This is a genomic window from Pseudochelatococcus sp. G4_1912, from assembly GCF_047501465.1.
GTDB lineage: Bacteria > Pseudomonadota > Alphaproteobacteria > Rhizobiales > Beijerinckiaceae > Pseudochelatococcus.
In genome coordinates this window covers 408,968-427,384 of sequence record NZ_JAZDRL010000002.1, presented here as the reverse complement: position 1 = coordinate 427,384, position 18,417 = coordinate 408,968, and the positions used below count along the sequence as shown (strand labels likewise).

General features: G+C 51.8%; 20 protein-coding genes and 1 tRNA gene. 11 read left to right on the top strand and 10 right to left on the bottom strand.

What is annotated here, in order from left to right:
- Positions 1-73: 73 nt before the first annotated feature.
- The 3 genes from VRZ32_RS09225 to VRZ32_RS09215 form a co-directional block, all read right to left on the bottom strand.
- On the bottom strand, positions 74-1,630 hold the full coding sequence (locus tag VRZ32_RS09225; protein WP_414525447.1) for a hypothetical protein: 1,557 nt from the start codon (positions 1,628-1,630) through the stop codon (positions 74-76).
- Between the two features lie 19 nt (positions 1,631-1,649).
- Entirely contained in the window at positions 1,650-2,246 is a 597-nt protein-coding gene (locus VRZ32_RS09220) for a type III secretion system chaperone (RefSeq protein WP_414525446.1), read from the bottom strand.
- Between the two features lie 237 nt (positions 2,247-2,483).
- Entirely contained in the window at positions 2,484-4,703 is a 2,220-nt protein-coding gene (locus VRZ32_RS09215; RefSeq protein ID WP_414525445.1) for a transglycosylase domain-containing protein, read from the bottom strand.
- 434 nt (positions 4,704-5,137) lie between these two features.
- On the opposite strand from VRZ32_RS09215, the gene gmd reads away from it, so the two are divergent.
- From gmd to VRZ32_RS09165, 10 genes are all read left to right on the top strand, one after another.
- Positions 5,138-6,187 carry a GDP-mannose 4,6-dehydratase gene (gene gmd, locus VRZ32_RS09210; RefSeq protein WP_414525444.1) on the top strand — a complete coding sequence of 350 codons (1,050 nt, stop codon included), beginning with the start codon at positions 5,138-5,140 and terminating at the stop codon, positions 6,185-6,187.
- A 23-nt stretch (positions 6,188-6,210) separates the two neighbouring features.
- Positions 6,211-7,086 carry an NAD-dependent epimerase/dehydratase family protein gene (locus VRZ32_RS09205; RefSeq protein WP_414525443.1) on the top strand — a complete coding sequence of 292 codons (876 nt, stop codon included), beginning with the start codon at positions 6,211-6,213 and terminating at the stop codon, positions 7,084-7,086.
- 318 nt (positions 7,087-7,404) lie between these two features.
- Complete coding sequence (locus VRZ32_RS09200; RefSeq protein WP_414525442.1) at positions 7,405-7,983, top strand: NUDIX hydrolase; 579 nt, start codon at positions 7,405-7,407, stop codon at positions 7,981-7,983.
- A 405-nt stretch (positions 7,984-8,388) separates the two neighbouring features.
- Positions 8,389-9,951 (top strand): flagellin, encoded by a 1,563-nt coding sequence (locus tag VRZ32_RS09195; RefSeq protein ID WP_414525441.1) that lies wholly within the window; start codon positions 8,389-8,391, stop codon positions 9,949-9,951.
- Between the two features lie 186 nt (positions 9,952-10,137).
- Positions 10,138-10,233 (top strand): type II toxin-antitoxin system RelE/ParE family toxin, encoded by a 96-nt coding sequence (locus tag VRZ32_RS09190; RefSeq protein ID WP_414525440.1) that lies wholly within the window; start codon positions 10,138-10,140, stop codon positions 10,231-10,233.
- Between the two features lie 11 nt (positions 10,234-10,244).
- Positions 10,245-10,535 carry a helix-turn-helix domain-containing protein gene (locus VRZ32_RS09185; protein WP_414525439.1) on the top strand — a complete coding sequence of 97 codons (291 nt, stop codon included), beginning with the start codon at positions 10,245-10,247 and terminating at the stop codon, positions 10,533-10,535.
- Between the two features lie 150 nt (positions 10,536-10,685).
- Positions 10,686-11,477, top strand: a complete 792-nt coding sequence (lepB, locus tag VRZ32_RS09180) for a signal peptidase I (RefSeq protein WP_414526181.1) — start codon at positions 10,686-10,688, stop codon at positions 11,475-11,477.
- Positions 11,477-12,163 (top strand): ribonuclease III, encoded by a 687-nt coding sequence (gene rnc / locus VRZ32_RS09175; RefSeq protein WP_414525438.1) that lies wholly within the window; start codon positions 11,477-11,479, stop codon positions 12,161-12,163. The genes lepB and rnc overlap by 1 nt, the downstream gene beginning before the upstream one ends.
- Complete coding sequence (gene era, locus VRZ32_RS09170; protein ID WP_414525437.1) at positions 12,163-13,095, top strand: GTPase Era; 933 nt, start codon at positions 12,163-12,165, stop codon at positions 13,093-13,095. The genes rnc and era overlap by 1 nt, the downstream gene beginning before the upstream one ends.
- A 229-nt stretch (positions 13,096-13,324) precedes the next feature.
- Positions 13,325-13,414 (top strand) — tRNA-Ser (locus tag VRZ32_RS09165).
- Positions 13,415-13,529: 115 nt separating this feature from the next.
- On the opposite strand, the gene VRZ32_RS09160 is transcribed toward VRZ32_RS09165, so the two are convergent.
- Together VRZ32_RS09160 and VRZ32_RS09155 are read right to left on the bottom strand one after the other, a co-directional pair.
- The gene (locus tag VRZ32_RS09160) at positions 13,530-13,877 is read right to left on the bottom strand and encodes a hypothetical protein (protein ID WP_414525436.1); all 348 of its coding nucleotides are present in this window, start codon (positions 13,875-13,877) and stop codon (positions 13,530-13,532) included.
- A 179-nt stretch (positions 13,878-14,056) separates the two neighbouring features.
- Positions 14,057-14,749, bottom strand: a complete 693-nt coding sequence (locus VRZ32_RS09155) for a hypothetical protein (protein ID WP_414525435.1) — start codon at positions 14,747-14,749, stop codon at positions 14,057-14,059.
- 362 nt (positions 14,750-15,111) lie between these two features.
- Between VRZ32_RS09155 and VRZ32_RS09150 the strand changes: the two genes are divergently transcribed.
- The gene (locus VRZ32_RS09150) at positions 15,112-15,567 is read left to right on the top strand and encodes a GNAT family N-acetyltransferase (RefSeq protein WP_414525434.1); all 456 of its coding nucleotides are present in this window, start codon (positions 15,112-15,114) and stop codon (positions 15,565-15,567) included.
- A 49-nt stretch (positions 15,568-15,616) separates the two neighbouring features.
- On the opposite strand, the gene VRZ32_RS09145 is transcribed toward VRZ32_RS09150, so the two are convergent.
- From VRZ32_RS09145 to queC, 5 genes are all read right to left on the bottom strand, one after another.
- Entirely contained in the window at positions 15,617-15,988 is a 372-nt protein-coding gene (locus tag VRZ32_RS09145; protein WP_414526180.1) for a DUF305 domain-containing protein, read from the bottom strand.
- 113 nt (positions 15,989-16,101) lie between these two features.
- Positions 16,102-16,563, bottom strand: a complete 462-nt coding sequence (gene queF / locus VRZ32_RS09140; protein WP_414525433.1) for a preQ(1) synthase — start codon at positions 16,561-16,563, stop codon at positions 16,102-16,104.
- 34 nt (positions 16,564-16,597) lie between these two features.
- The gene (gene queE / locus VRZ32_RS09135) at positions 16,598-17,308 is read right to left on the bottom strand and encodes a 7-carboxy-7-deazaguanine synthase QueE (protein WP_414525432.1); all 711 of its coding nucleotides are present in this window, start codon (positions 17,306-17,308) and stop codon (positions 16,598-16,600) included.
- The gene (queD, locus tag VRZ32_RS09130; RefSeq protein ID WP_414525431.1) at positions 17,305-17,661 is read right to left on the bottom strand and encodes a 6-carboxytetrahydropterin synthase QueD; all 357 of its coding nucleotides are present in this window, start codon (positions 17,659-17,661) and stop codon (positions 17,305-17,307) included. Before queD ends, queE begins: the two co-directional genes overlap by 4 nt.
- Positions 17,661-18,362 carry a 7-cyano-7-deazaguanine synthase QueC gene (gene queC, locus VRZ32_RS09125; RefSeq protein WP_414525430.1) on the bottom strand — a complete coding sequence of 234 codons (702 nt, stop codon included), beginning with the start codon at positions 18,360-18,362 and terminating at the stop codon, positions 17,661-17,663. Before queC ends, queD begins: the two co-directional genes overlap by 1 nt.
- Between the last annotated feature and the right edge of the window lie 55 nt (positions 18,363-18,417).

Here is an 18,417-nt window from a genome sequence, read left to right as displayed (position 1 = left end):
CAGAGAAAGCAATTACCGATCATATTAATCGGTAATTGCTTTGCTTTGTTCGGTTGATGATAGTTATATGAGGTTATTTCTTCTCTGGTGCGTTGCCGCCATTATTTAACCATTTACTTCCACCGTAGAGAATATCGAATATAGCTGTGAAAAGAGTAGCGAAGACAGCAAAGAAACCAACCACGTAGCGCGCTGGAGCGCTCATCGATCCGATGTTGCTCCACATCCTTCCCGTTACTGAGCCTTCACTTGGCGCAGGCGGTTCTTCATTCTTTGCTGCATCGATTTTTTCATTAGCGTCAGTTTTATCGACCTGATCTCCCAAAGCCGATGTCGGGTCAGAGGTTTCTGTCGTCTTCTGGCCAATGTGTTCCAAAGCTGATTGCAAATTCTTCACACTCGGCTGATCATCTGCCATTGATAGCTTGCCTAGATCTTCAAGAGCCCAGGCAATAGCTTGGGGCTTTTTCTCAATATTACTGTCCCCCTCAAAAACTTCATTTAGCGTTTTCTGTAGAACAGTAGTGATTTCAGCTTCGCTAAGGTCAGCGCAATTCTTGATTATATTCCCAAGTATGCCTAACTCTGGCGGTTCTTCCGCGACGAACTGTTGACCCTCTAGGCGTGGATTTTCATCATCAGTCGCAGTGGTCGCGGTTCCATTCTCTGCGCCACCAGACGGCAGGGCAACATTACCCTGGAGGAGAAGATCGTCGATTTCCTCATCTGAAATTTCAATTTCTCTAAGCTCAATAAAGAGCTCTTTGAAGCTTTTTTCCAGAGTTTCCATGCGTCTCTGCTTGTTGGGATCTATCTCTCTTTGTGCCGTTAAAGCTGATTGGAAAGCCTCCTGAAATGTATTTTCTACCCCGTTTTCCACGAATGGGTTTTTAAGACACCAGTCAATCATCTGGTTTCTTTTCTCAATATCAACGTTTTTATTCTCAGTGTTTTCAAAAACGCTATTCAACGCCTCTTGCACGGCTTTATTGATCTCACCTTCTTCAAAGTGAGCGTACTTATCAGCTATACTCATGAGGGAGGTATAGGGAGTTGTTGAGGTAGTGTTTTGAGAATTTGCTTGGGTTTTCAATGAGGTAAAGAGCTTATTTAAGTCCTCCGTTAGTTGCTTCATAGATGGCGATTGAAGTTGGGGGGACTTATTCTCAGCATGCGAAATGGCTGCTGTTTGGGTGATGGCGGATGGTTGAGATATGGAGGCTCTTCCCGTTATTTTCTGGTATTCATTCCTGAGCTCTGCTTGTTGCTCTGGAGTTAATTTCTTGGGATCAATATGTAGCTGATTCTTTCCTGTTCTATCGCTCAGAAGCAACTGGAAATCAGCGCTGCCAGGAGATTTGACGACTGAGATTGAGCTAAATTGCAGCTTAGGTGCCTTCGACGCATTCAGGGCATAATTTGCAATGAATGTATTTATACGCTTCAGCTGCTCGTCGTTCAGACTGTAGGTCTTAAGTAGTGCTTCTCTCGTGGGTACAGGTGTCGGCGTGTTATGTTGCGTCACCACCATGCCGTGAAATGTACCGGTTGGGATAGATTGGGAGCTTGTTGTATTGTTGTTTGTTATGGCTACCGGTGAGGTGCTAGGAGGTGCGCTGCTGATGGACATAATCTGTCTCCAATATAAATTAAACTCTGAGTAGAATTTCGTCTGACAAAGGTGGGGGTTCTGTCATTAATTTGAATTCTCTTGCCATATTATAAGAGCTAAGAGTTTTTTCTCTAGCATTTTTCAAGCCATGTATAGTCGGTGGATTAGTCTGCAGCGTCTCAATTCGTGCGAGAAGCTGTTTCAAAATATCTTGCAGCTGTTGCTGTGTTGCTGTTACCGGCAGGTTCGCAGCCAGTATCAAGGCGTTGCGTCTTGGATCAATAGCAAAATTTGTATCCTCCCCCGCAGAGGTTGCTTCCACGTTCATTTGAAGCAGGTGTCGGAAATATAACGCAAGATCGGGAGTATCCCTTTCAAGCGACAACTGGCTCACTTCACCATGAATGCGGATGCTTTCATCTGCGGGCTGTGCAGTGATGCATATGAAATAGTCTGCGTTAATCTGCAGCCAGCAACTGTTTTCCTCGTTAAAATGTAAAGTTGGCAGGCCAATATTGCGTCCAAAATCTTCAAGCAAAGCCCGTGCGGCAGCTGGCGCTCCTGTTGTCCCATGATAGGCAGCGGGAGGAGTAGTATCCAAACCAGTACGGGTTAAGCCGTCGATATTGGTCATGGCAACTCACTGATATGGCAGCAAATAACTCTTATAGTATTACTTAGCAGAATAAACGGCGAGTCTCCGTCGTCAATCCCTTTTAAGAAGGTAACACATGGCAACAAAGCCGTTGTGCTATTTGTCACAGGTTCCCATCAGATGTGAGATTGCGCTTCATTGCTTTTCCCTAAGGGTGCCAGTTTTTATATGTGGCAACTATGAATGGAGCGCGTATCATCACCCATGTAGCTATCTTTACCCACCAAACAGGCGTTCAAAGAGCGTTTTTTCAGCGGCCGGTATTGGTGCAGGTTGGTGTACCTGCGCTGATGGCATCGGGGTGGCGCCTGGTTGGTCGGGATGGAACTCATCTGAGGGAATAGTATCTGGTGGTGGGCCGCCTGCGCTCCATGGACTGCCGGGCAGCGGCTTGGGCGTTACGTCTTTCAATGCCTCAACCATGAAGGCGCGCCAGGCTTCTGCCGGTAAGGTGCCGCCTGTAATATTATTGGTCGGTGAATTGTTGTCGTTGCCCAACCATACGCTTGCTACGATACCGCTGGTATAGCCTACATACCATGCATCACGCGCTTCCTGACTTGTGCCCGTTTTCGCGGCAATTTCATAACCAGGAATGGCACCGCGCTTGCCAGAGCCGGATGTCACGACCTGATGCAACATGTAGTTCATCATTGATACATTTTCTTCGCTCACAACACGCCCGAGGTCGTTGGGTTGGCGCTGATAGACGAGCTTGCCATCTGTCGTTTTAACATCGCGGATGATCCACGGCACAACGCCGGTGCCACCATTGGCGAAGGGCGCATATGCGGCTGTCAGCTCCAATGGGCTAACTTCCGAGGTGCCAAGTGCAATGGTTGCGTTAGCTTGTAAAGGCGAAGTGATGCCAAGGCGCTGCGCAGTCTCTGCTACAGCTTTTGGCCCCACCTCCATCGCAAGCTTCACCACGACTGTATTGAGGGAGTAGGTAAGCGCCGTGGCGAGTGTGACGGGGCCGCTATAACGTCGTGAGAAGTTTTGGGGCTGCCAGCCATTGATATTGACAGGGCCATCTTCTCGTACAGTGCCGGGATTAAGGCCGCGCTCTAGCGCTGTCAGATAAACGAACGGCTTGAAAGAAGAGCCGGGCTGTCGGCGCGCAGCGGTGGCGCGGTTGAATTGGCTTGCCGCATAACTGCGCCCGCCAATCAGTGCGCGGATTGCGCCATCATCCGACAAGGCCACCAATGCGCCTTGTGAAACGCGCGCCTGCGTGCCCTTCTTGGCAATGATATCGGTAATCGCTTGCTCACCAGCATGCATCATCGTGCGGTCGATGGTCGTGCGTACAACGATGTCCGTTTCTGCCGAGCCGATGAAGTCGTCAAGAACGTCCATCACATAATCGGCGGCATAGTTATTGCCGCCAGCGCCTCGGGGCTTGATGGTTTCGGCGGGTGTCATCAATGCGCCTTTGGCATCCTTGTCGGAGACAAAGCCAAGCTCTGCCATGTTTGCCAGTACCAACTGCGCGCGTGCCTGTGCTGCTTGCGGATTGCGCGATGGAGACAGACGTGAAGGTGCTTGCACGAGGCCGGCCAACATGGCGGCTTCGGCCAATGTCACGTCTTTTGCCGGTTTGCCGAAATAACGCAGGGAGGCCGCTTCAACGCCATAAGCGCCTGCACCGAAGTAAACGCGGTTAAGGTAGAGCGCGAGGATCTCATCTTTGGTAAAATTTTGTTCCAGCCATAGGGACAGGATCGCTTCCTGAATTTTGCGCGCATAGGTGCGATCTTGTGTCAGGAAGAGGTTCTTGGCCAATTGCTGGGTAAGCGTTGAGCCCCCTTGAGATACCCCACGCGCAGTGAGGTTTGCCGCTAAAGCGCGTGCTATCCCCAGAGGATCGACGCCCATATGCTCATAAAACCGCCGATCCTCAATGGCGACGAAAGCCTGCGGCAAATATCGGGGAAGATCTTTCAGATTGACTGTTTGACCGCCCATATCCCCCTTGTTTGCAAGCAAGGAGCCATCTGCCGCCAGCACGGCGATATTCGGCGGGCGTTTGGGCACGGTGAGCGTATCAATTGGCGGCAATTGCGCAAAATGATAAGCGACCACACCACCCACGATGATTGTGCCCCAAATCGCAAGCACAAATAATGTTGAGAACATCGTGCCGATAAATGAGCGCCGACGCCCCGATCGACGCTTCTTGCGCGTGGCGGGCTGGCGAGAAGTGCTCGCAGCGCGTGTGCTGGATTTCCGGCTGGAATTCTTGCTGCTGCGCCTTGCTGCCGCCATTAGTGCATCCTCATCCCGCGCGTTCTTATCGGCGCTTTCGCCATGCGGCGTCAGGCGGTCCTGTGCTGACAGGCGCCACTCGTCTTCATGGTGCGCGGAATTATCGCGTCCATCATTGAAATCGAAGCGCGGTTCACGACGGGAACCTTTGCCGGGGTCTTTGGCCATTCCAACCTAGTGTGCGTTGCTGCGTCTGAACTCTCTTCTGCTATCGTAATTGTGGCGGATTTAGAAGTCGTAACTGACTGTCTTCGCGAAAAGTATGACGCGCCGAGTTGGCCGCATGTATGCTGTGCTCAGGTCGCGGCTGAAATTCCCTAATCTTCACAATGTTGTTGGGTTGATCTTTTTTGTGCTTGTGAACGCATCTGGCCAGCTAAGGGGCGCTCATAGTGGAAATGCGTGATACGCCATGCCGTTTTATTTGAAAATCGAATGCGGGTAAGGCATGACAAATGAATTCCGTGTTTATGAGATAGTAATTCCATGTGCATAATAATGTTCACATGTTATAAGTGATTATATGTAAATATATGAATATATAATCATAAGTTATGATGTAAATATATACGGTTCTGTTTCATTGAAAGGCCGGGGAGTCCATGTTTGCTGCTGCGAGAAAAACCGCGATCATTACCGGCGTTACCGGCCAGGATGGCGCATATCTGGCGCAGTATTTATTACGGTTAGGGTATCGTGTTGTTGGGGCCGTGCGGCGCACGTCCACGGTTAATCACTGGCGATTGGTTGAGCTCGGCCTGCTGGGAGCCGCTGGTTTCGAGTTGGTGGATTATGATCTGGGTGATGCGATGAGTGCAATCCGCCTCATATCGGAGCATCAGCCAGATGAGCTCTATAACCTTGCTGCGCAAAGTTTCGTCAGCGTATCATTCCAGCAACCGCTGGCAACGGCTGATATGACGGGTATTGGCGCGTTGCGGTTGCTGGAGGCGGTGCGTATCGTCAAACCGGATACGCGTTTTTATCAGGCCAGCACGTCCGAAATGTTTGGCAAGGTTAGTGAACCTTTGCAATCTGAGACAACAGCCTTTTATCCGCGCTCGCCATATGCCTTCACCAAGCTGATGGCGCATTGGGCCACGGTGAATTACCGCGAGAGTTATGGTCTTTTTGCTGCCTCCGGAATTCTGTTTAATCATGAATCTCCTTTGCGGGGTAAGGAGTTCGTTACACGCAAGATCGCGGATCATGTGGCGCGTGTCTATCTCGGTGAAAGCGCGCCGTTAGAGCTGGGATCGCTTGATGCATGTCGTGATTGGGGATTTGCACGCGAATACGTCACCGGTATGCATGCGATGATGCAGCAGGAAATTGCGGATACGTTTGTGCTGGCAACAGGCCGCACAGCGACGGTGCGTCACTTCGTTGAGCTTGCATATGCGGCCATTGGCATTCGTCTTGTTTGGGAGGATGAGGGCGTTGATGAGCAAGCGCGGGATGCGCGCACCGGTGCGGTATGTGTGCGTGTCAATCCGCGGCTTTATCGCCCGGCAGAGGTTGATCTCCTTTGCGGGGATGCTTCTAAAGCTGCACGCGAGCTGAAATGGCGGGCCGAGACCTCGCTGGAGCATTTATGCGACATCATGGTGAAGGCGGATATAGAGCGCAATTGCCTTGGCCGCTCGTTTTGATTGCGCCCTGATGAGGAGCTTCCATGCGTGTTCTCGTTACTGGCGAGAAAGGATTCACCGCTCGTTACGTCTCAGCGTTGCTGAAGAGCCTTGGGCATGAAACGCTACCACTTGCCGCCGACCTGACAAGCTCTCAAGAAGTAGAAAGACGTGTATCCGCACTTGCACCCGATGTAGTGTTGCATTTGGCTGGTATCAGCTATGTGCCTCAAGGAACAGATGCGCAGGTGTATGCTGTCAACACAGTTGGCACAGTAACACTTCTCGAAGCCTTGGCGCGTTTGTCTAAGCCCCCGCACCGGGTTGTGCTGGCTTCGTCCGCGCACGTCTACGGAGTGCAACGGGGCCGCCTGACCGAGGCATCGCCTTTAGCGCCGGTGAGTCATTATGGCGCATCAAAACTGGCAATGGAGCATCTTGCCAGGCCTTATAGAACGCGGTTTGAGATCGTTATAGCGCGACCGTTCAATTACACCGGCGCAGGGCAGGCGAGGCATTTTCTCGTGCCCAAATTGGTTGAGGCATTTCGTACGTGCCAGCCAGTGTTGCGGTTAGGCAATATCAATGTCGCGCGTGATTTTTCGGATGTGCGCCGTATTGCACATGCATATCTCGCACTGTTAACGAATGATCACGTACCTGAAGTGCTTAATCTGTGTTCTGGCCGCGCTATCGCAATCGAGGGTATGATGGAGATGTTGAGAGCGCAGACAGACTGCATGCCACAGCTCATCATTGATCCGGACCTCGTGCGTGCAAATGAAGTGGATGTGCAATGCGGTGATCCGTCGCTGATGGAGCAGCTTCTGGGCGATGTCGCGATGCCATTTGAGGAAACTCTGCGCTGGATGCTAAGCAGCCCAATTGAGAAATCGCTCATGGCCGCTGAAAGCCCATGAAAAATCCTTGCATTTTCTGATTTCAACCGCTTATTTGTAATAAAAATGCCAATGTTTCGCGGCAAATATGGATGGCAATGATACGAAATCGTCATAATTTATACTGATAAAGTAAGATATGACTTACGTGTTGTCGTCTAAGCTGCTTCTGATGCAAAAATTAGATCGCCAAGGCTGCCCATAAGTGCGCTTTGCGGTGGGTTTGTATCATTAGCTATTGGTGCCAATTAGTGAATTTAATCCCATTCAAGATCATGTTTGTTGCACGCTCTATCACACACATAATGGACTCCGATCAGGCATGGATGAGTGTCCAGCATGGCTGAATATCTGACGCTTGAGGATGTCAAAAAGAAAAAATCGCGCTATCGGCGTCAGTTTGGTGCTCTGCCCCTGCGCATGAGTGATGATGGGCGCATTGAGGTTATGCTGGTTACCTCGCGTGAAACGCGTCGCTGGATCGTGCCAAAAGGTTGGCCAATCAAGGGGCTGACGGGCGCCCAGACCGCTGCGCGCGAAGCACAGGAAGAGGCTGGTGTTATCGGTGTTACGGGTAAGCACCCGGTTGGCGCATATATGTATGACAAGCGCCTCAAAAATGGTGATAGCACCCGCTGCTATGTCGAGCTGTATCCGCTATGGGTCGTGGATGATCTGCCGCGATGGCCTGAGCATGAACAGCGTGAGGTTGAGTGGCTTTCGGTAGAGGCAGCAGCTGAGCGCGCTGGTGATGAGTCGTTGGGCGATTTGCTGCGTGCGGTGCATAATAATGGCTTGCCGCGCTCATCGCATAAGCTCTATCGCAAAGCCCGTCGTGTCCATGAAGATCGGGATGGCGTGTTGGATAAAGCGCCCAAGAAGTGCAAGCAATCGACCGAACCAACCCAATCTGCTTAAGCCAGGTTAAAGTGCGCCAGTCTTGGCTGGTGGGCGCAAGCTTGCGTGCATGGCTGATAAAATATCGCAAGAAATCGTGCCTCTCATGCGAAATACGTGCAAGTAAGGCGCTTGATCGGATTCTTTTTTGCTGCGTGGAATCCTTGTTTTACAAGGGTGTCAGACGTTAGTTCCTTCCTTGATCATCAATTGCACTTAAGATGCAAGCTTCGCGCAAGCTTGCGCAAGCAGGATGCTTTTGATGCTGGTAGGTCGAAGGTTTAGTTTTGCGTCTCAAACCTCATGGACAGAGCGCATGTTAAATCCCTCGGAGACATGATGTCAGCCCTGCTATGCCGGTTAAAGCCCGGTATGTCCCGACTAAAGTCATGTGAGTTTGATTCATGATAATGAGGGATTACGACTATGGGTGCTAGCTTATTTACAAACGCCTCCGCTCAGACCGCTCTTCAGACACTGAGCGCTGCTTCCAAAAGCCTTTCTGCTACGCAGAACCGCGTTTCTACCGGTTACCGGATCAACACTGCAGAAGACAACGCTGCTTACTGGTCAATTGCCACGACGCTGCGTTCTGACGTTAAGGCACTTGGCGCTGTGAGCGATGCTCTCGGTCTTGGTGCTGCAACGATTGATACGGTTTACACTGGTATCAATGATACGAAAGATCTTCTCGATCAGGTCAAGTCCAAGCTTGTCACGGCTAGCCAATCCGGCGTGCCACGTGCACAGGTGCAGGCTGAAATCACCCAGCTCCAGAACCGTCTGAAAGACGTTTCGAAGTCCACCGTCATCAACAGTGAAAGCTGGCTGACGCAGGACTCTTCTGCGCACGGTTACAACAATGTCAAAAATGTTGTTGGTTCGTTCACGCGGACAGGTGGTGCGATATCGCTCGATAACATCGAGATCGATATTTCTGGTACAAAGCTGTATGAAAATAGCACTGCAATTAATACAGCAGTTGATACAGCGGCTACTACTGCAGCAACTGCTTATACGGCAACCATAGTTGCTGGCGGAGCAAACCTCACCGACGCTGCTTGGAATACCAATGCTATTGCTGTCGATACAGCTTTGAAGGCATCAGCTACTATCTTCCCTGCTGATTCGGTCCATACAGGTGGTGCTAACTTTGCTGCGGGCGATACCGCTGCTACTGCGAACACCGGCTATACAGCGTGGAAGACGGCAGCAGCCGGAGTTCTAGTTGCTGGTGTTACGGAAGCTGCTATTGGAACTGCTGTTACCACAGCTTTCGGTGCTAACGGTGCGGCAATTTGGGGTAACGTTTCCAGCGAAGCGAGAACTACTTTAGTGAACTCGTTGAAGGCGGCAGTAACTGCATATGATGCTGCAGCTACTGCGCTGCCTGCAGCTGCAGGTGCGACGATTACAGCAGATGAGGCAGCTGCAGCTAATAAGATCATTACAGATCTTAATACTGCTTTCACCTCGGCAATTAACACTGCTGTGGGAACATCAGCTCGTGGTGCGATTAGTGCCAGCATTGCTGACGGCGCTCGCAGCGTGTTTGAGAGCGCTATGGCCGGAAATGCTGATAATGATAAACTTGGCATTTTCGATAAAGTTCGCACAGTTGTTTCTAATGCTGATGGTAGTGGCGCAAAGGCTGTCCGTGTCTCTGACATTGACATCTCGAAGCTCACGGATACCGACTTTGATAAGGGCGTCCTGACGTCCTACCTCAAGGCAACTGACGATGCTCTTCAGGAGCTGACGCTGTCAGCTTCGGTGGTTGGTGCAGCCAAGGCTCGTATCGAGGGTAACAAAACCTTCGTCAAGAACCTTGTAGACGCCAACAACCGCGGTATCGGCCAGCTGGTCGATGCTGACCTGAACGAAGAATCTGCGAAGCTGAAGGCACTTCAGACGCAAGAGCAGCTTGCAATCCAGGCTCTCGGCATCGCCAACAGCTCCTCACAGAACATCCTGCGTCTCTTCCAGTAATCGCAGGAAACCACATCGGCAGGGGGAGCTCCTCCCCCTCGCCAAAATACAACGCCCCGGCCCACAAGGCTGGGGTGTTTTATTTTGGCCTAAGAAAAATTATGTGAAATATTAAAGTATAATCGGTATAAACAATTTAAATTTTTTAATATACCTTCCTCTTGAATTAGAGGCAGTAAGTGGGAAATGGGTAATGAGCTGGTATTGCTGCATGCTTTCATAAAGAAAACACAGGCGCTTCCGGATAAGGAGCTGGCTATAGCCCGTAAAAGATTGAAGTAGGTATAAAAGAAATGACGCATAATCCGCACATCGGCAGCAGCTTTGATGATTTCTTGCTTGAGGAAGGGATCTACGAAGAGGCTAAGACAACAGCGATCAAGCGCACAATTGCATTGCAGCTAGAGGTTGAGATGCAGAAGCAGCACGTCAGAAAATCTGAAATGGCACGTCGCCTTAAGACCAGCCCTACTCAGCTTGCACGCTTGTTAGACCCCAATAACAATCGTGTGCAGCTGGATACTCTTCAGAAAGCTGCCGCTGCTCTAGGTAAAAGCATTTCTCTATCATTGGTGGATGCATAAGAGAGTACGTTGCTCGGCAACCCGTTATCTCATCGAGCATCGTCAGGCGAATATTGGCGCAACCTAAAACCCGCGTCAAGAATCCCGTTTCCCTTTGCGATAAAAGCAGCTACATACGCTCGTTACCATGACGAACGAGATGGACGAATGATGGAGCGTAGTGGCGTGGAGCCTGATAAGGCGGGTAGTGTGAGCGTGAAGGCGAAACGCGAAGGCGGGTTTTTCGATACCGTGAAGCTGGTGACGCAGGCGCTGTTGATCGCGCTCGTCGTGCGCTCGCTATTGTTTCAACCCTTCAATATTCCATCGGGATCGCTTATTCCAACACTTCTGATTGGCGATTATCTCTTCGTCTCGAAGTATGCCTATGGCTATTCGCGTTATTCATTTCCTTTTGGGCTTCCCCCATTTGACGGGCGCATTCTCGGCACCGAGCCCAAGCGTGGCGACGTGGCCGTATTCAAGTTGCCCAAGGATGATTCTACCGATTACATCAAACGTGTTATCGGCCTGCCAGGCGATACCGTGCAGATGATTGATGGACGGCTATTCATCAACGGCAAAATCGTAGCACGTGAACGCATCGGTAATTACCGTGATGATGAAGACACGGCACCAGGCACAGGGCCGGAAATACCGATGTATCGCGAAATCTTACCCGGCGGCGTGAGCCATGTCGTGATTGAGCGCTATGGTGATCAAGGGCCTTGGGATAACACACCTTTATATAAGGTGCCTGAGGGGCACTTCTTCATGATGGGCGACAACCGTGATAATTCTGCTGACTCGCGCGATATGAATACGGTTGGCTTCGTACCGTATGAGAACTTTGTGGGTAGAGCGGAAGTGCTATTTTTCTCAATTGATGGCGCGCCAGCATGGCAGTTTTGGAAATGGCCGAATGCTGTGCGCTGGGATCGTTTGTTTTCGCGGGTTCACTGATGGCTGATATTGCACTTCTTGAGCGGCGACTCGGATATCGGTTTAAGGATCTTGGCCTGCTGGATATGGCGCTAACCCACGTAAGCGCTATTCCAACGCAGAAAGTTAAGTCATATCAACGTCTTGAGTTTCTCGGGGATCGTGTGCTGGGGCTTGCCGTAAGCAATATGTTATGCGCAACCTTTCTGCGGGCAGAGGAAGGGGAGCTCTCTCGCCGTCTCGCGGAGCTCGTACGGAAGGAAAGCTGTACGGAAGTTGCACGCGGCTGGGAGGTTGGTCCATATTTGCGTCTAGGCGAAGGTGAAATTGCATCGGGCGCGCGGGAAAATCATGCTATCCTTGCGGACGTCTGCGAGGCCATCGTGGGCGCGGTCTTTATTGATGGCGGGTTTGATGCTGCCCGTAAGCTGGTGGAGAGTGCTTTCTCCGCGCGCATGCACGCACCTCGTCGCCCGCTTCGTGATGCCAAGACGGCGCTTCAGGAGTGGGCGCAAGGGCGGGGGCTTGCCGCGCCGACCTATGAGATTATCGATCGTACAGGCCCTGATCATGCGCCGCATTTCCGTGTGGCTGTCAGGGTAGATAATATGCCGCCCGCTGAGGGCAAAGGCGCTTCAAAACGTATCGCCGAGCAGGAAGCAGCAAGTAGCTTACTATCGCGCGAAGGGATTCGGACAAACCAGTAATGAACGACGAGAATAACACGCAGGATGCACAAACCGAAACAAGTTGTGGCTTTGTTGCGCTGATTGGCGCCCCTAATGCGGGTAAATCAACGCTGCTGAACACGCTTGTTGGTGGCAAGGTTTCCATCGTTTCGCATAAGGTGCAGACTACGCGCGCGCTTGTGCGTGGCATTACCATTGAAGGCAATGCACAGCTGATTTTCGTCGATACGCCCGGCATTTTTCGCCCGAAGCGTCGGCTTGATCGCGCCATGGTCACCTCCGCATGGGGTGGTGCAGGTGATGCTGATGCTGTGTGTTTGCTAATCGATGCTCGAAAGGGACTTGACGAGGAAAACGAGGCAATCCTAGAGAAGATCACCGAAGTTCGTCGGCGTAAGATGCTGATTCTGAATAAGATTGATCTTGTGCCGCGCTCCACGTTGCTGGCGCTGGCGGAGAAGATCAACGCGAAGGTTGCCTTCGACGAGACATTCATGATCGCGGCGCTTAATGGCGATGGTGTTGCAAGTCTTCGGGCGCGATTGGCGACTTTTGCGCAGCCGGGGCCATGGCTTTACCCTGAAGATCAGATGTCGGATGCGCCTATGCGCCAGCTAGCGGCAGAGATTACCCGTGAAAAGCTGTTTGAGCGTGTGCATGATGAGATTCCCTATGCATCCACGGTTGAGACTGATCAATGGGTGGTGCAGAAGGATGGCTCAGCGCGTGTGGAGCAGACGATTTTCGTGGAGCGCGAAAGCCAGCGTAAAATCGTGCTTGGCCATAATGGCCAGACGATCAAAGCTATAGGCTCGCGTGCGCGGGTTGAAATCAGTGAGATTGCTGAAACGAAAGTTCATTTGTTTCTGTTCGTAAAAGTACGCGAAAACTGGAGCGATGATCCTGCTCGCTACCGTGAAATGGGGCTGGAATTCCCGCGAGGCAGTTAAAGCTAGGTTTTTTACATAAGAAATATGTTAGCGGAGCTGTGATTTAATCAAAACAGCTCTTGCACCATTCAGCGTTTGTAGGTTAGAAGCCAAACTGTTATTGCGTTAACTTAGCGTTTTTCGTTGTGCTGGAATATAAAATGCTTCGTGCATTTTTTCCTTGCAACTACGGTGCATACGCAATGACTGCTTGGTGCTGAGTTAGCTTTGCTAACATATCGCTGATGCTGGAGAGGTGGCCGAGTGGCTGAAGGCGCACGCCTGGAAAGTGTGTATACGGGAAACCGTATCGAGGGTTCGAATCCCTCTCTCTCCGCCAAACACCGCCTATTGCCCTCTATGGCGCAATATTGCCGCGCCGATTCCGCATCGTTACCAAATGTGCATAGTAAAGCGCCGATTGTAAGCTATATCTAGATGTACTGGCTCGTTCTTCAGTCCGCCGTAGTTTCATTGTCAGCAAAGCGTAACAGCACTTCGATACACAGCGTCCCAGCATCCACCGCCTTTTTGGCGCGCTCCATAAGGTAGTAATCGAACGCCATCATCAGTGTAGTTGTCGTGTTTCGCTCCGCTATCATTTCGGCGGCTTGCACGATGCGGAGTAACTCCGAGATATCGAGCAGATGAGCAAACCCGCCGGTCGCGCCTATGAAGTCTTGCATAAACTCGATGCCGTAGGTTACAGGGTCGTCCACAAGTTCCAAATCAGGAATTAGGACGATAGCGTGGGCAGGGTGTTCCCGTTCGATTGACAGCGTATTGCCATTGGGGCTTGTCACCAGAACGCCGGATTTAAGCGCCCGTATGGCACCACGCAATTGAGCGAACGCTTTTCCGATATGGGCGGAAACGTCGCGTTTTAATTTCGCCCTGTCCGGCAGTCATTCGCGCGCCAAAACCGAAAGCGTCTTGGATTCAATCAACACTGCACCGAACTCGTGGCTCAACAGTATGTCAGTTAGTTCCCGCGTTCCCCTGCCCTTCGGAATTTGTGGGCTGTGATGGCTGCCTGAAGGTTGTCGGTCAACCAAACGCCCAATTGCTCTTGCTGATCGCCTTCGTCGCCATCGAATAGGTCAATTAGGCTGGATGAAGTGCCCGCCGTGATGAAGTGATTATGGACGGCCTTCCAATCAGATCTTCCGCCGACCTCTAACACCAACCATTCGTCATCATCTTCAACGTGATGATGAAGGCAGTTGAGTAAGGGCGATGCCGTAACTTTGATAGCCGAGTGGTCAATCCGGCCTAGCGCCGTACTATCTGCCCAAGTAAGTAAGCGATCTAACGTATCCGGCATAGGCATATGGTTCCAAGCGACGTTCATGGCAAGTTCGTTGAATAGGAAAGTCACCAAGGATTCGCTGCGCGCCAAGCCGCGAATGCCGTTCAATTCTTCTTCGCGCTCCAAGACCGACCAAAGAATGCTGCCGTTGTCGCCGTCGTCATGCAGCTTCAGCGCGTACAGCAGGCGGCCGTCGCACACAGTGAAGGCAAGCTGCATCCGTGCGCCAAGCACGATGTATTTCAATAGGACCGTGCTGGCCTTGATAAGAAGGGTCGGTTCAAACCCGTTGTGGCCACGGGCGTAGTCGAAGCGGATTAGCTGCGGAACGGCCAAAAACTCGGAACGGTTGTGCGACGATAACATGTGCATCGGTCCATCATGTTCCATCCTAGCAAAAAGCGAACGATAAAGTTATTCGCTTACGTTAAACATTGCCACATCCTACTTATTTGGGAAGGTTATGGAGGGCTATGGCGTAGGTGTCGTTCGCTGTTTCTTCGGCTTTGACCCGCCAAGCATTCCTGATAAACTACTGAAATATATTAGCCTTTAGGACTGCTGTTGCAAGCTGTACATAGATTCATATCTCAGAGCGCCAAGATATTTGCTGCGAAATCTGTTTGAATATCCCGAATCACCGCAGGATGCACATAGATCAACATTGCAGACGCAATTTCCTCTGCACGTCCTAAGTTTGCAAGCAATAACAGTCATTAGGTTTGGAAATGCAAAAAAGCTATAAACTTGTAAATGTTATCACTTCGGATCATTGGAAAGCATATCACGCTATTCGTCGACAGGTGCTATGGCGTGGCAACGAGGTGGCAAGTTACGATGATAAGCATGAAGATGAGTATCTGCCGAGTAATCATCCACTATTATTGCTTCTAAATGAAAATCCTATTGGTACGCTTCGCCTAGATAATTTTAATGATGGTTGTGGTGCAGTGAGGCTTGTAGCCATATTGGATGGTCTTCAAAGGCAAGGTCATGGACGCCAGTTATCTTCGTTAGCGGAAGATTATGCGCGTAATTTAGGAATAAAAACGCTTTACGTAAATGCAGATCCTGAAGCACTAGAGTTTTATATAAAACTGGGCTGGGATTTTTATGCATGGGATGCAGAAGAACTGATAGACATTGCTGCACAGTGTAAGCAGATGCGGAAGATATTAAGCTAACGGCAGGCAGTGCAGCCCCCATGATATTGGTGGCTACACTGATATGAGCCTAATTAGCATTCTTCGCGAGCCATTCGCGCATCCATGCAATCTCACTTTCTTGCGCTGTAATCACCTCCTGCGCGAGTTTTCGCACAGCGGGATCCTTGCCGTATTGCAGCGCGATCTTGGCCATATCGATCGCACCTTGATGGTGCGGGATCATGCCGCGAACGAAATCTGCATCAGCATTGCCCGTGTACTCAATGGCCATGTCTCCATGCATTTTGTCCATGGCAGACTTATATGCTGCCGTTGCAGGGGTATTACTTGGTGTCTGGTTTTTGCCCGACATTCCATGCCCACCATGATCCTGAGCGAGCACAGGTGTTGCAAGAAGCATCATAGTGGTAGTGGTCAGGATGAGTTTTCTCATGGGAATATCCTCCCGAGCTGAGTTTTGGTGGGCCGAAACATTGCCGTAGCATTTCAGGCCCACACTTTATTTGCAACACGCATGTGCGTGATGGTCCTGGGCGATCTGCTTGCTCCTGATCAGCCGCGGCCACGATAGGGCGGCACGCCTTGATCCGGGATCCAGATGCCTTCCGGTTGTACGCCCGTCTGCCAGAATACATCGATCGGGATGCCGCCACGTGGGTACCAGTAGCCACCGATCCGCAGCCATTGCGGGGCGAGGAAGTCGACCAGCCGTCGTCCGATAGACACGGTGCAGTCTTCATGGAAGGCGCCGTGATTGCGGAATGCGCCGAGGTAGAGTTTTAGCGACTTGCTCTCCACCAGCCAGGCGCCCGGTACGTAATCAATGACCAGATGGGCAAAATCCGGCTGCCCTGTCATCGGACAAAGCGAGGTGAACTCGGGTGCTGTGAAGCGGATGCAGTAAGCCGTGTCGGCTTGCGGATTGGCGACACGCTCAAGCTCGGCCTCTTCGGGGGATTTTGGTAGGACGGTGGAGCCGCCCAGTTGTTTGAGATTGCTGTAAATCGTTTCCATCATTATCTCCTCGTGGGGTGAGGGCGGGTGGCGATTAGACGCCGCGCCGGTTTCCCCAAATCAAAACATGCAGTTGCGGCAATACGCGCGGAGCAAACCAGCCATCAGCCGTGACCTTCTCCACCAGCCACAACAACCGATCCGCCACCCGCTGTGGATCGACAGGAATGTCCGGATCGACCTCAGGATTGCCAGGCTGCAGGAATAGCGGCAGGTGAGGGTAACGATCAGCGGCAGCGCGTGCCCAGACGTAATCGGTTTCATCGAAGATCACGATCTTCATCACCGTGCGCGGGCAATCTTGTGCTGCATTCAGACAGCGGTTGAAGGCGGACCAATCGACCACCTCGCCGCTAGATGGTGGTTTGGGACTGAGTACAAGTGTATCAAGCGCGCCAAACCAGGGCTTGGCGATAGAGCCTTGCGTTTCACAGGCAAAGCGATAGCCTGCTGCCTTGCCGCGTTCGATCAGGAGAGAAAAGTCCTGAATGGCCGGGTTACCACCTGAGAGTGACACGGTAAGAGGCCTCCCGCCAGAAAGGCGTAGAACTTCAGCCCATACCTCGGCCGCATCCATCGGTGTCCATGTATGGCGGTAGGCGCTGTCCACGGCGTGGAGGCTGTCGCACCATGCGCAGCGATAATCACAGCCACCAGTGCGAACAAAGACCGTGGGTTCCCCGATCAGCACACCTTCGCCTTGAATCGTGGGGCCGAAAATTTCGGCAATACGCAGGGTTGTCACGGCCGATACTCAGCCCAGGTCTTGGGCGTTTCACTGACCTTGACAGCCTTTGTCTCCGGCCAACGTGCAGCGCACCAGTCGTAGAAATGCTGGGCGAGGTTTTCGGCGGTTGAGGGCCGGTCATGCAGCAGATCATTCAGATGACGGTGATCGAAGTGGTCGTTGATGTAATCCTTTAGCGACTTCAGCTCGTGATAATCGCGCACGAAACCGTCAGCATTCAGGTTGGTCGCGGCCAGCTCCACCACGACGATGTAATTGTGACCATGCAGCCGGGCGCATTGGTGATCAGCAGGGAGGTGCGAAAGCTGGTGTGAGGCTGAGAAGTGAAATTCCTTGGTGATCCGGTACATCAGGCTGTTTCCTTCCGGGCAATGGCTTCGCACCAGAAATCCGGGTCCTCGTATTCAGTTGGATCTTCGATGTCTGCCAGATGGAAGGCTTCGCGCCGCTCAACGCAGGTGCCGCAACGGCCGCAATGATGGGCGCCGCCTTTGTAGCATGACCACGTTTCGGCAAAAGGCGTACCGTGGCGCGCGCCTTCGGTCACGATGTCAGCTTTGGTGCGTCGCACAAAAGGTGCAAACAGCCGAATGTCTGCATAGCCATCGAGAGCTGCGCGCTGCATCGCTTCGAAGCTTTCGGTAAATGCAGGGCGACAATCGGGATAGATGAAATGGTCGCCGCCATGAACGGCTGCGGCCACCGCATCATCCCCGCGCGCGGCAGCGATGCCGAAAGCAATCGTGAGCATGATGGCGTTGCGATTAGGCACGACGGTGATGCGCATGGTTTCTTCGGCATAGTGACCATCAGGCACGCTGATGTCGTCAGTCAGGGCAGAGCCTGTGAGTGCCGCACCGATTGGGCGCAGGTCTATCACGTTATGCGGCACACCCAGGCGCACGGCGCAGGCAGCTGCATAGTCGAGCTCTTTGCGGTGGCGCTGTCCATAATCGAAGGAGACGAGGCAGGTGAGCTCATGCTCATTCTTGACCATGTGGGCCAGCGATACGGAATCCAATCCGCCGGAGCAGATGACAATGGTTTTCATAGTGGGGTCCCTTGTTTTTTAACCCGGGTAGGCTGCGACCGGGAAGTGCTTGATA

Coding starts and splice junctions, on each gene's coding strand:
- VRZ32_RS09225 (WP_414525447.1), bottom strand. CDS start 1,630: ATGTCCATCAGCAGCGCACCTCCTAGCACCTCACCGGTAGCCATAACA.
- VRZ32_RS09220 (WP_414525446.1), bottom strand. CDS start 2,246: ATGACCAATATCGACGGCTTAACCCGTACTGGTTTGGATACTACTCCT.
- VRZ32_RS09215 (WP_414525445.1), bottom strand. CDS start 4,703: ATGGCCAAAGACCCCGGCAAAGGTTCCCGTCGTGAACCGCGCTTCGAT.
- gmd (WP_414525444.1), top strand. CDS start 5,138: ATGTTTGCTGCTGCGAGAAAAACCGCGATCATTACCGGCGTTACCGGC.
- VRZ32_RS09205 (WP_414525443.1), top strand. CDS start 6,211: ATGCGTGTTCTCGTTACTGGCGAGAAAGGATTCACCGCTCGTTACGTC.
- VRZ32_RS09200 (WP_414525442.1), top strand. CDS start 7,405: ATGGCTGAATATCTGACGCTTGAGGATGTCAAAAAGAAAAAATCGCGC.
- VRZ32_RS09195 (WP_414525441.1), top strand. CDS start 8,389: ATGGGTGCTAGCTTATTTACAAACGCCTCCGCTCAGACCGCTCTTCAG.
- VRZ32_RS09190 (WP_414525440.1), top strand. CDS start 10,138: ATGGGTAATGAGCTGGTATTGCTGCATGCTTTCATAAAGAAAACACAG.
- VRZ32_RS09185 (WP_414525439.1), top strand. CDS start 10,245: ATGACGCATAATCCGCACATCGGCAGCAGCTTTGATGATTTCTTGCTT.
- lepB (WP_414526181.1), top strand. CDS start 10,686: ATGGAGCGTAGTGGCGTGGAGCCTGATAAGGCGGGTAGTGTGAGCGTG.
- rnc (WP_414525438.1), top strand. CDS start 11,477: ATGGCTGATATTGCACTTCTTGAGCGGCGACTCGGATATCGGTTTAAG.
- era (WP_414525437.1), top strand. CDS start 12,163: ATGAACGACGAGAATAACACGCAGGATGCACAAACCGAAACAAGTTGT.
- VRZ32_RS09155 (WP_414525435.1), bottom strand. CDS start 14,749: ATGTTATCGTCGCACAACCGTTCCGAGTTTTTGGCCGTTCCGCAGCTA.
- VRZ32_RS09150 (WP_414525434.1), top strand. CDS start 15,112: ATGCAAAAAAGCTATAAACTTGTAAATGTTATCACTTCGGATCATTGG.
- queF (WP_414525433.1), bottom strand. CDS start 16,563: ATGGAAACGATTTACAGCAATCTCAAACAACTGGGCGGCTCCACCGTC.
- queD (WP_414525431.1), bottom strand. CDS start 17,661: ATGTACCGGATCACCAAGGAATTTCACTTCTCAGCCTCACACCAGCTT.
- queC (WP_414525430.1), bottom strand. CDS start 18,362: ATGAAAACCATTGTCATCTGCTCCGGCGGATTGGATTCCGTATCGCTG.